We start from the raw sequence: 12843 nt of genomic DNA, 5'->3' as shown, positions 1-12843 counted from the left end.
CAAGAATGAGCGATTTGTTCAAAAAGGCGATCTCATTGGGTTTAGGTCTTACTGTCGTAAGTAAGGAAAAAATCGAAAAAACCGTAGATGATCTGGTCAAGCGCGGGGAACTTGCGCCCGGTGAATCCAAAGCTTTAGTAGAGCGTCTGATGGAACGTGGCGACGAAGAACAGGGCCAGCTCAAGCGAGTGATTCATGAGCAGGTCAAGCGGGTGCTTCAGGAAGTAGGCGTACCTTCGGAGAGTGATGTGACCAGTCTGGAACAGCGCGTTGCTGTACTGGAGAAAAAGCTCGCCGAACTGGGCCAAACACCACAAATGCAACCAGATGTATCCCCAGCTCCACTTGAAGTTCCTCCTCCGCACAAAGGAAACGAGATCGAGTAGATGGCTGTGCGAATTAAACATGTCGGCAGATACCGGGAAATTGCCATGGCGCTGGTGCGTCATGGCTTCGGTTATATGGTCGAGGAGCTGGGGCTATTCCAGCTGCTGGCAATACCTCGGCGGTGGATGTCACGTGAAGCACACACGACCAAAACGCTGAGTGAACGGATCAGGCTGGTGCTGCAGGAGCTGGGGCCGGCTTTCGTGAAGCTGGGGCAACTGGCAAGCACAAGGGCAGATCTGCTGCCTGAGCCGGTCATTCGTGAACTGGTGAAGCTGCAGGATCAGGTGCCCCCTTTCTCTTCGGAAACGGCACGGGGGATTTTGGAACAGGAATTGGATACACCACTGGAGGAGATCTTTTCCCGGTTCGAGGATACCCCTGTGGCTGCAGCCAGCATCGGGCAGGTGCATCTGGGCAAGCTTCGAAGCGGGGAGGCCGTTGCCATCAAGATCCAACGTCCCGGCATCTCACGGATAGTGCAGCGAGATTTGGATATTTTGCGTGAGCTGACAGCGATGGCGGAGAAGCGATGGGACTGGGTGAAGCAGTACCAGATTCCGCAGATGGTAGAGGAGTATGCCCAGGCGCTGATGGCTGAACTGGATTATACCGTCGAGGGGCGGAATACCGAGAAGATCGCCCAGCAGTACCAGCAGGATAACAAGGTCAAAATCCCGCTAATCTACTGGGATCAGACTTCCTCGCGTGTGTTAACCATGGAATACGTGGAGGGCATCAAGCTGAATGACCGTGACGAACTGGTCAGACGTGGACATGACCTGAATGACATTGCCCAACGATTGGTAGATTCCTTGTTGAATCAGATCTTTATTCATGGTTTCTTCCATGCAGATCCGCATCCTGGTAACCTGATGGTGTTAAAAGACGGGCGACTGGCGTTTATCGATTTTGGCATGGTTGGCACTCTGAGCGATGAGATGAAGCAGCATCTGGCTTCGCTCATCATCGGTTTGATGCGCAAGGATACAGACAGCATGATCCGGGCGATTGAGAAACTGGGCATGATGCCTGATGACATGGATCTCCGCGGCCTCCATAATGACCTGGACAAGCTGCGCAGCAAATACTATGATATTCCCTTTTCCAAAATCAGCGTGGGTCAGGCGCTTAATGATCTGTTCGGTGTCGCACAGAGACACCGGGTCGTCATGCCAGCCGACATCGTGCTGCTGGGGAAATCGCTGCTCACGATGGAAGGCGTGATTGAACATCTGGATCCATCACTTAGCATTGTGGATATGGCGGAGCCCTTCGGCCGGAAGCTGATCAAGGACCGGTTCAGTCCGGGCCGAATTAAGAATCGGCTGTTCCGCAGTGCGGCAGATCTGACTGAGAGTGTGATCGGACTGCCGGGGCAGCTCCGGCAGCTATCCTCCATTATCAGTAAAGGCAAGCTGCGGCTTGAGGTCAGCGTACCCGAACTGGACACGCTGATGCGCAGGCTGGACCAGATCAGTAATCGTCTGTCCTTCAGTATCGTGCTGCTCGCCTTTTGTATCATTATGGTCGGACTCATTATTGGTTCCTCAATCAGTCATCAGTCAACGATGCTGTGGGATATCCCGGTCATTGAGATCGGTTTTCTGGTTGCCATTCTGATGGTGGCCTTTCTGCTCTATTCGATTTTCAAATCGGGAAGATTCTAGTTACATTTAGGCAGGAAAGAGCTGTTAATGCTTCTTGGCGAAGGAGCGTTAACGGCTTTTTTGGTCTGGGAAATATTACATTAACTATAAAGCAGATAAACAGAGCATGACCGAGATATATTATAAAAATAAGAGAAATCCAGGGATAATCTATCGTTTGCGAAGATATAGCCTGTTCGTATAAAAGGATCGTCCTGTCTATAATAATAGGTCAGTACATAACGGACCCGGTCTTTCTGAGAGGGGAAGACCAGCGACATCAAGAGTCGGCTTCTGATGTCTTCTTAGCTTGAACCTGAATGATGTAACAGAATTATGTGGAACGCACTGGAACGGATTAAGCAGGATAGCTGCGGATTTCGGACATCTTTTATTCCGAATGAAGAGCTTCTTATATCAACACGTACAGGTCATGATGCGGAGGGAGTGTTCCGCTCTTTTGTGCTGCCCTGTCGTGGTTGGTCAGTGACGTGCCTAGCTGCTGCATTTCAGGTAATCAACCCACGAGGTTAACGGTGTAGGAGGAACGGCAAGAACATATGAATACGTTAAAACAACAATGGTTTGGCAACATTCGCGGAGATGTGCTGGCAGGCATTACGGTAGCGCTGGCGCTGATTCCGGAAGCAATTGCTTTCTCCATCATTGCAGGTGTCGATCCGATGGTCGGATTGTATGCATCGATCACGATTGCGATTGTGATCTCGATTGCAGGCGGGAGACCGGGAATGATCTCGGCTGCTACGGGCGCCATGGCGGTACTGATGGTTGGCCTCGTCAAGGATTACGGCGTGGAATATCTGTTCGCGGCCACGATATTGACAGGAATTATTCAGTTTATTTTAGGGGTTTTTAAAGTTGGGAAGTTCATTACGTTTGTGCCGCATTCGGTACTTACCGGATTCGTTAATGCCCTGGCGATTTTGATCTTCATGGCCCAGCTGACGCATTTTACAGGTGCGAACTGGATCATGTATGCAATGGTCGCAGGTACGCTGGCCATCATTTATATTTTGCCACGGTTTTTCAAAGGCGTTCCGGCCCCTCTCATTGCAATAATCGTCATGACGATTATTACGGTGGTGTTCCATCTGGATGTGAAGCAGGTAGGCGACATGGGGAATTTGACGAGTACCCTCCCGATGTTCCATCTGCCCAATATCGAGTGGTCCTTCAACACGCTGATGATTTTGCTGCCCTATTCATTTACGATGGCGCTGGTAGGTTTGCTGGAATCCCTGCTGACTGCTACGATCGTGGATGAAATGACGGAGACCAAGAGCAGCAAAAACCGTGAGGTGCGCGGTCAGGGGATTGCCAACTTTGTTAACGGATTATTCGGCGGAATGGGTGGCTGTGCAATGATCGGGCAATCCGTCATTAATGTGAAGTCCGGCGGCCGGGGACGGCTGTCCACCTTTACGGCAGGCGCCTTTTTGGCCATCCTGCTGCTGCTGCTCAGTGGAGTGGTAAAACAGGTGCCGATGGGTGCGCTGGTAGGTGTCATGTTTATGGTGTGTATCGGTACGTTTGACTGGAGTTCCGTCAAAAATATTGCACGTGTTCCACGCGCAGAGGCCTTCGTTATGGTGGTTACGGTTGTGATCGTCGTCATCACCAATGATCTTTCCATCGGTGTACTGGTCGGCGTTGTGCTTAGCGCCTTGCATTTTGGGTGGAAACAGGCCAAGATTCGTGTTCATGCCGGCGAGGAGCAGGGTCAAAAGGTATATCGTGTTCATGGTCCGTTCTTCTTCGGCTCTTCATCCCGCTTCGTGGATGAGTTTCATGCCGAAACAGATCCGGAGGAAATCACGATTGATTTTGGCGGATCACATATCTGGGATAACACGGCCGTTGTTGCCATCGGCAAGGTGAAGTTCAAATATGCGAAACTGGGCAAAACGGTGCATCTCCGAGGCTTGAACGAGGAAAGCTCGCGTTTGCTGGAGAGAAGCGGGTTTGCGGTCTCACAGAGCCATGGTTAACGAAGATAAATGATCTCTGGAACATGAAATACAATAAAAGGGTGCCGGAACATGTCCGGTACCCTTTTGTTTTGCTGGACAAACGTGTAAACTACACGGTATGGAGAAAAAGAGCAGGCGGACTGATTGCTTTTTGAAAATCCATTTCATGGGGAAGAATACATCGAAATGGGCTTATCTAAATGAACATACAGAGGTGTAACGATTGGCAAACTTTGAACAACTGGGCATTCGCCCGGAATGGTGCGAGATCCTGAAACATCAGGGGATCGCCGTGCCGACACCGGTACAGGAGCGCTCGATTCCCGTACTGTTAGGCGGACGTGACATTATTGCTGAGGCACAGACAGGTACAGGGAAAACGCTGGCTTTTTTGCTGCCGATTATTCAGAAAATCAACGTATCGGACCGCTCACCACAGGCATTGATTATTGCCCCAACGCGTGAGCTGGCCCTGCAAATTACAGAGGAAGCGAAGAAGCTGACGGCCAATGACGATAAGCTTCATGTGCTTGCTGTGTATGGCGGACAGGATGTGGAGAAACAGCTGCGCAAGCTGCAAAATGGGACTCAGATCGTCATCGGTACACCGGGGCGTCTTCTGGATCACCTGCGCCGTGGCACGTTGAAGCTCGATAACGTGAAGAAGCTGGTGCTGGATGAAGCGGACCAAATGCTGCACATGGGCTTCCTGGACGATGTAGAAACCATTCTGCGTGAACTGCCGCATAAACGTCAGACGATGCTGTTCTCGGCAACAATGCCGAAGGGTATTCGCAACTTGGCGAAGAATTACATGAAAGATCCCGAGGATGTAAAAGTTTCTTCGAAATCGGTTATCCCGATCAATCAGATTCGTCAACAGGTGCTGGAGTGTACGGATCGCGGCAAGTTCGATGCGCTTCGCGGCATGATTGATACGTATCGCCCGTACCTGGCGATTATTTTCTGCCGGACCAAGCGCCGTGCATCCAAGCTGAATGAAGATCTGCGCGAAGCAGGATACGAGAGTGACGAGCTTCATGGGGATCTGTCCCAATCCAAGCGTGAGAATGTCATGAAAGCCTTCCGCGATGCAAAACTGCAAATCCTTGTGGCTACCGATGTGGCGGCACGCGGACTGGATGTTGAAGGCGTAACGCATGTATTCAACTATGACATTCCACACGACGCAGAGAGCTATATCCACCGGATCGGCCGTACGGGTCGTGCCGGCGGAACGGGTCTAGCCGTGACGTTTGCAACGCAGCATGACAGACCGGAGCTAGCGCGTATTGAGGAAGGAACCAATCAGAAGCTGACCCGCATTCAGTGGACGAGCGAGGGTCCAGTGGCCTCTACCGGAGCAGCCAGACGTTCCATCAACAGTCAGGATAATGATGAACGTTCGGGTGGACGCTCTGCCGGAACAGGCAGTGCCCGTCGCGGCGCAGGCCGCAGCGGTCGGAGTGAAGGCGGTCGTGGTGGCCGTGGTTCCCGCGGTGGTGAAGTTGGACGCAGCGGTGGCCGTAGCAGCGGCCGCAGTGGCGATGAGCGCAGCGCAGGACGCGGATCGGCACGCAGCAGCGACAGCAGTCGCGGTGCAGCAGGCCAAGGTGGCCGTGGCGGTCGTGGTGCAGGTCGCAGCGGTGATGAGCGCAGCAGCGGCTGGGCTGGTCGCAGTGCGGACAAGCGTAATTCAGGCGGGCGCGGGCCAGCCAAAAGTGACCGCCGCGATTCTCGTCGCGGACGGTAAGAACTTGTCGTCAGCACAGGGCAGCCGTGCTGGACGATGAGTTTGAACGCCATGCAGCTAGTAGCGGCATGGCGAGAATACGAGAGGACTCGGCACGGATGTATCTAGTCCTCAATGAAGGTCGCGACGGAATCTCGTTGCGGCCTTTTTTGATATGCCTATACACTACCGGATTTCCTTACATCGTATAACTTTTATGAATATGGTTGAAGCAACCGACGTGTAAATCATAAATGTTGCAGATGCGGCATATGGGGGTATCCAGACAAAAATTTTCCAAACATCAAAACACCTCATCCTAGACCTAAGGATGGGGTGTTTTTTCATCGAAGCTTATATGATTACAATCATGCGTACAAGTCAGTCCCGAAATGTATGCAGGGATACATCCATTTCAGTTCGTCTATATATGGGGAATGAGTTTGCACTAATTTACTTATGCAACCCACATGCGTTAGCTCTGGACATGAACATCTGCAAGGTTGTCCCTATATTTCTCGTTATATACTCTCCCAACGGATTCAGCCATACCGCCACGTGCCTTGCCAGGATATAGCTCAAGCGTACGATAGAGACGCATGAACCGGTCTTTGGGCATAAAGCGTGCGTAACGGGTAATAAGACTTGGGAATAATTCAATATATTTGCTTTTGCGCACAGCCGCAGCTGCTACAGCAGTTAGAATCTGAATTCCGTTGTGCAGCTGCAAAATATTAACTTCGTATGTGGCGATATACCGGATCGCATCTTCACGAATCAGCTCCGGCTTAAGCCGGGCGATTTCACCGATGTATTCGGCGAGCAGCCGCTCGAAGCTGCGCAGCAGCAGGGGCTGGAGCTGCAGATCCATATCACTTCGAAGCACGAAGGATTGCAGCAGGGCAACCTGCTGAAGGCGGATCCGGTCATTATAGACGAGCGATCCAATCTCGCGCAGCATCTCGTAAGCGAGCGCCTCGTCTTCTTTGCGGGCTTCGGCCACGAGAGCCCAGTTACGGTTGATCCCCTGACGGATCTCTTCCCGATCTTCGTATAACATACGCTTCATCTGCCGGTTTCGCTGGGCAGGGAAGGTACGGTGATGTATGAAGATGAGCCATCCGATCAGCAGCAGGGTTACGGTGGCTGCCATCATGGTCTGATCCATTGTTTCACCGAAGTAGGTGGCAGCGGTTCCGATTATAATTGCAAGGAACAGATCGCGTGCAATCCGGCGTTTCACTCGTGATCCGGCACGCTGCTGGACAGAAACGAGGGCGCTGCGGCCACAGGAGGTACACTCATCCTCCCACAAGCAGGTATATTGTCCACAGCGCTTGCAGACGTGCAGCTTCTCATAAGCATAGGTCGTTCGGTTAAAAGGTCTGATGGATACTACTCGTTTGGCACTCATGCTTAATCACGCTCACCATTCAGTATAGTGTACAGGGTACGGTCTGTATCTTCCCGTGTCACGGGTTTGCGGCCCTGGAAAAAGAGCGAGATTCCTTTTATAGAGACAAAAAGAAACAATATGGCGAGGCATCCGTATGTAACCATAATCGATTCCTTTCTAGGCATAGTTGTTATGCAGAATAGTGTAAATCTGAAACAAGGTTTCGTTATATTGCAGTTTACTGGCAATAACTATATCATATTTCCATAGTTGGAATTAAAATGCCAGTAGAAGCGCCGAATAGGTCGATTTTTGTCAATCATTACAAAACTGTAACTCAAGATAGGGGTGCTTTTCAGAATATATTAGTAGACTGTTAAGATTTCCTTAAGGCTTGACGCCTATAATAAACTATTCCCATTTTAATCTCAAACGTGAAGGAGTACACCCAATGCTGCGGACACGCAAAATACGCTGGCTTAGCGGAACCCTGGTTCTGCTGACATTTCTAACCCTGCTGCTGCCTAAGGCGTTGCTGCCCCAAGCTGCAGCTGCTCAGGCACAGACGAGCGGGATCGACGCCGTACTTGTAGCCGATGTAAGTAACTCGATGAATACAAGTGACCGTGACAAGATCAGTAATGAAGCCATGAAAATGTTTATTGATATGCTGCCGGTCCAGGGGGACAAGGTAGGGATTGTTGCTTATACCGATCAGGTAGAGCGGGAAAAGGCACTGCTGGAGATTCAGTCCGATGCGGACAAGAGCAGCCTGAAGGACTTTATTGATCAGCTCGGCCGCGGGCCATACACTGATATTTCCGTTGGGGTGGCTGAAGCGGTGAATGTGCTGAATCATGGTGCAGATGCATCGCACTCACCCATGATCGTACTGCTTGCAGACGGCAACAATGATTTTAACAAAACCAAAGGCCGCACCCAGGCACAGTCTGATGCCGATCTGGCGAAGGCCGTTCAAGAAGCACAGGATCAGGGCATTCCGGTCTATACGATCGGACTAAACGCAGATGGCAAACTGAACAAGGATGCGCTAGCCGATCTGGCCAGTCAGACAGGAGGCAAGTCATTCATCACGGATACTCCGGATGATCTGCCGCAGATTCTGAGTGAGATATTTGCAGATCATGCCAAGCTGAATGTCGTGAAATTGCCTTCCATCACAGGCAGCGGCAATTTTCAGGAAGTTACGGTCAACGTACCAAATGACAGCGTGCTTGAGGCCAATATTTCAATTATGTCTTCCAAGCAGGTAGAGATTGAATTGACCGATCCTTCGGGCAAAGCGGTGGATATGAACTCGGATGCGGCCAAGCTCTCGACATCCAAAAGTTATTCACTGGTCAAGCTGCTCAAGCCTCAGGAAGGCGACTGGAAACTTCGGGTAAAAGGGGCTCCGAAAGACAGCATCGATATCAACCTGCTGTTCAACTATGATCTGCAGCTCGTTGTGGACCCAATTAAGACCAAGTCCTATACAAAGGGTGACAAGGTGGATCTGACAGCCAAGCTGGAGAATGGAGGTCAGCCGCTCCAGGATAACGCTCTGTATGCAGATATGAAGGCGACGTTGGTCGTAAACGATCTGGATACGAACAAGAGTGAGGAACAACCGCTGGAGAATACAGGCAGCGGCTTTGCAGGTACCTTTGAAGTGCCGGACAATCATAACTATGAACTGGTGATTCGTGCGGAAGAGGACAGCTTCTACCGTGAAAGTGCACCCATCACCATCAATGCAGGCGGTACGGCAGGTGCGGGAACACAGCCAACCACCTCAGGTAGTGAGCAGGACAAGCCGTTTCCATGGTTACCTGTAATTTTGGGAGTGATAGCCCTGATTGTGGTTGCAGTTGGTGCCTGGTTCCTAATGGGCTGGCTGAAACGCAAAAACCGCGGCTTTGTCGGCCAGATCATTGTCGAGATTCGGGATGAGAACACTGGAGACAAGTCCTATCCACAATACAAAAAACTGGCATCCTTCCGGGGCAGATTCCATCTGCATCAGCTCTTACAGCTGGATCCGGAATTGAAGGAAACCGAGAAATATATATTTACGCCCAGCAATGGGGACCGAATTATCATTCGCAATACCGCAGGCGGTACATTGGAGAAATCCGGACGTGCCGTGGATGCAAGCTCAGGCGTTGAACTGAAGAATGGTGACCGGCTGAGCATCCCGCTGCAACAGGCGGATAAAACGATTTTGATTGAGTATCTGGTATAAGAAGTTTGGAGTTCCTAAGCAAGGTAGTGTGTTAACCAAAGGGAGGACATGGAATGAAACCAATTGTCAGAGAACATATTCAGCAGCTGGATGTATCGCTAGGCGGAGGGATTGTCAGCGAGAAGATCAGGGTCGATACAATCGATAACCCGATCCTGATTATCGGTCTTGGAGGAACGGGAATTGATGCGCTGCTGCGTCTTAAATATCAGATTAACCGCCGCTTCAAGCTGCCTCAGGACCCGGTATCCAAGAAAAAAATGGACAAGCCGGACAACGTGGAATTTCTCGCGTTTGAAACCAACGAGCAGGACCGTGCGAAGAAGTACAAAGGCATCGGACTGGACCCGATTAACGAATTCGTCCTGCTGTCCAATGCCGAGATTGGTGGACTGCTGCAGAACCGCAGCGTGCTGGAGCCATACATTACGGACTGGCTGTCTCCGGAACTGAGCATCACGGACGGCATGAATGGAGCAGCAGGGGTACGCCAGGCTGGACGGCTGCTGCTGTTCACCAAAATCAATCAGGTCGTGCAGGCGATCGACAAAAAGATCAAAACGTTATCTGTAGGCACCAACAAAAAGCTAATGGTGTTCCTCCTTACCGGTCTATCCGGTGGTACAGGCAGCGGGTGCTTCCTCGATATCTCCTATATCGTGCGCGGTATCATTGAACGGGATCACGGTTCTGCCGGGATTGACCGCGTTAATACGCTGGGTTACCTGTTTACGCCAGACGTGAATCTATCGAACAAAAGTTTGAGTGAGCACACACGCGAATATATTCGCAAAAATGGCTATGCTGCGCTCAAAGAGCTGGATTACTGGATGAACGTCGACAGCCGCGGGGAGCGTTTCACGCAGAAATACGGCAATATCCTGAACGTCAATTCACCGCTGCCGCCGTTTAACCTGTGTCACCTGATTTCGGCAACGAATACGGAAGGCAAGCTGCTGGAGAATGCCTATGACTACTGCATGAACGTGACGGCCGAGAACATCACCAACTTCATGGCCAGCGAGGAGAAGCAGTCGGGCGAAGAATTTGCGATTCACGATTATATCAGCAACATCCGTACCAACATTGCACAGATGAACAAGGCGTATCCGGCCAACTATGATTACAACATTATCGGTGCTTCCTCAGCGGTACTGCCGATTGAAGAGATGACGACGTATCTGGCATACCGGATGTTCGACAAAATGAGCACCATGTTCTCCAAAGCTCCGAACCAGGAGGATACGGAGAAGTTTGCCCGCAAGCTGGGCATCGATCTCGAAAGTGTCGTGAAGTCCTTCGAGTCCCGCGTGCCAGAGCCGCTGCCGGGTTATCAGAACAGTGAACGTCTGTCCTACGGCAATGTCGTGAAATCACAGGTGGTGAACATGGACACCGAGCTGGAGCAGAACTTCCTGGCCCGTGCCCGCGAAGAATACATCAAGGCGAAGAAACAGCTGCCGGGCGAGATTGCCGGTCAGTTTACCGAACAGATCCGGCGCATGTTTTTGCATCCCGAACAGGGTCCTTTCTACGTCTCCCGTTTGATCTACACGGAAAAAGGCTTCTGCATACTGAAGATGATCCAGTCGTATATCGAAACGCTGCGGGAGAATGCATTCCGGATTCCGCGTGACATTGAAGCTGCGCAGGAGCAATCGGAGGAGAAGCTGGGTGACGCGAAGAGTGCCTTTGTTTCCAAAGAGAAGAAAAAGAATGCATATATTGAAGCTAAAATCCATGAGTACTGGCTGCACGCCGACGTGGAACGCAACGATCAGATGATTGAGTTCTATGAGGATCTCTATGAACTGTTGAATCAGGAAAACAGCCGCATCTATAACGTATTTACCGAGACGCTGAATGCGCTCAGCTCGATTTTCTCCAAGAACGGAGATATTCTGACGCGCGGTGAAGAACAGTCCGATCACAAAGGCAACAAAACCTACTACTGGAACGTCGTTAGTGTACCGGATATCGTCAATGTGGTGGATGGGCTGCTGGACAAGCGCGACACAGATGACCTGATTCGCGACTTCTCTCGTGAGCTGCTGGAGAACTCCAACCAGTGGGTGAAAGAGAACGAAATTGACGTGGTTAGTTCCATTTCGGACTTTCTGACGGAGAAATTCGGGGATCTCATTACCCGTTCCATGGAAGATTTCCTGGTGATCAAATACGGGCAGGACGAGTCTGTTGAGAAATTCGTGGAGCGTCACATCGCTGGCAAGCTGGATGATGAGGCCGTTCCGGTGTTCAATCTCAGCAACAGCACAGGCAGTCTGCATTTCCCGTCATGGGGTTTCGTCTCTGTGCCGACACAGGCGCCAGGCATTCTCAAAGGGATTCGCAATTATCAGAACAATGCGGTGGGCAAATCCCACTTTACCGTCAAGGAAAGTGAAGTCCGCAACCGGATTTTCTGGCTTAATACGCGCAACGGGGTGCCGCTGTTTGTGTATACGCCGCTCAAGGTTTATGAGGAAAGCTATGAACGCACCATTTTGGACAAGGAAGGCATCGGACGCCATCTGGTACAGACAGAGAAAAATAACTGGACCTACCTGCCATCTCCGATTCCAGAAAAGTCCTGGGGTGATGTCTACGAGAATGCCCGGGTGAAGCAGTATAATGCGCGGGTACGTACCGAATTCGAGCAAGCGATTGGATACAACATCATTACGGCCAAAACAATCGATGAGAATACGAGCAATCGTTATGCTGTTGTCACAACGGAGCCGTTTGACCTGGCCGCGAAGCTGAATACTTACGACATGCGTCTGACGTCGACGACCCCGAATCTGGGTGAGGTAAAACGGGCCGTGACCGAACTGAAACGACTGCAATCCGAAGGGCTGCCGCGTGTAGGGATCAAGGATATTTTCGGCAGTATTAATGAAGATATGGCCAAAGAAAACCTGGTACGTTCCCCGCAGCTTATCGCACGGGTACGTGAAGAACTGGCGAAGATGAATGCCATCTCGGCCAAAGTGGCTGAACTCGAAGGCATTCTGGCACAGCATCAGGATGAGGAACAGTGGTATGATCGCTTCATCGAAGCTCTGTATACCGACACGATCGTCAAGAAAGGCGCACTATACGTCTACGACCGCGATCCGGAAGAAGATGCCTGGGAACCGTTCGCGAACCTGATGAAGAGCCGCAACTTTGCCGAGTATGAGGTGTTTGGCAACTTCCGCGGTTTGCCTGAAAAAGATCGCAGTACGCTGCTGCGCAAAGCTTCCCGCCGGGATAATGAACTAACGGCTTCGGAGGATATCGCTCCGCTGCTGGCCAAACTGGATGATCTGGCTGCCCTGTTCATGGAATCGCGAGACCGTCTGGAATATGAACGCGTGGAGCTGGCAAACGGCGAAGACATCTATCAGTTCTACAGAACAATGTCATCGAAGCTGAATGACATCCGCAGAAGGCTGAAGTAA

Annotated in this window: 7 protein-coding genes; 6 read left to right on the top strand and 1 reads right to left on the bottom strand. The window is 51.1% G+C overall.

What is annotated here, in order from left to right:
- Window positions 1-5 precede the first annotated feature (5 nt).
- The 4 genes from AC3RCI_RS27270 (at window position 6) to AC3RCI_RS27255 (ending at window position 5780) form a co-directional block, all read left to right on the top strand.
- Window positions 6-386 carry a phasin family protein gene (locus AC3RCI_RS27270; protein WP_095360042.1) on the top strand — a complete coding sequence of 127 codons (381 nt, stop codon included), beginning with the start codon at window positions 6-8 and terminating at the stop codon, window positions 384-386.
- Window positions 387-2057 carry an ABC1 kinase family protein gene (locus tag AC3RCI_RS27265; protein ID WP_336782238.1) on the top strand — a complete coding sequence of 557 codons (1671 nt, stop codon included), beginning with the start codon at window positions 387-389 and terminating at the stop codon, window positions 2055-2057. It abuts the gene before it with no gap.
- 539 nt (window positions 2058-2596) lie between these two features.
- On the top strand, window positions 2597-4045 hold the full coding sequence (locus AC3RCI_RS27260; RefSeq protein ID WP_492527054.1) for a SulP family inorganic anion transporter: 1449 nt from the start codon (window positions 2597-2599) through the stop codon (window positions 4043-4045).
- Window positions 4046-4250: 205 nt separating this feature from the next.
- Complete coding sequence (locus tag AC3RCI_RS27255) at window positions 4251-5780, top strand: DEAD/DEAH box helicase (protein WP_492527053.1); 1530 nt, start codon at window positions 4251-4253, stop codon at window positions 5778-5780.
- A 454-nt stretch (window positions 5781-6234) separates the two neighbouring features.
- On the opposite strand, the gene AC3RCI_RS27250 is transcribed toward AC3RCI_RS27255, so the two are convergent.
- Complete coding sequence (locus tag AC3RCI_RS27250) at window positions 6235-7173, bottom strand: hypothetical protein (RefSeq protein ID WP_492527052.1); 939 nt, start codon at window positions 7171-7173, stop codon at window positions 6235-6237.
- A 433-nt stretch (window positions 7174-7606) separates the two neighbouring features.
- On the opposite strand from AC3RCI_RS27250, the gene AC3RCI_RS27245 reads away from it, so the two are divergent.
- Together AC3RCI_RS27245 and AC3RCI_RS27240 are read left to right on the top strand one after the other, a co-directional pair.
- On the top strand, window positions 7607-9400 hold the full coding sequence (locus AC3RCI_RS27245; RefSeq protein ID WP_492527051.1) for a vWA domain-containing protein: 1794 nt from the start codon (window positions 7607-7609) through the stop codon (window positions 9398-9400).
- Window positions 9401-9453: 53 nt separating this feature from the next.
- Window positions 9454-12843: a tubulin-like doman-containing protein gene (locus AC3RCI_RS27240; RefSeq protein WP_492527050.1), complete on the top strand. Its 3390-nt coding sequence runs from the start codon at window positions 9454-9456 to the stop codon at window positions 12841-12843.

The organism is Paenibacillus sp. MT124 (assembly GCF_058792755.1).
The sequence above is the reverse complement of the archived record's forward strand: the minus strand, read 5'-3'. Positions and strand labels throughout refer to the sequence as shown.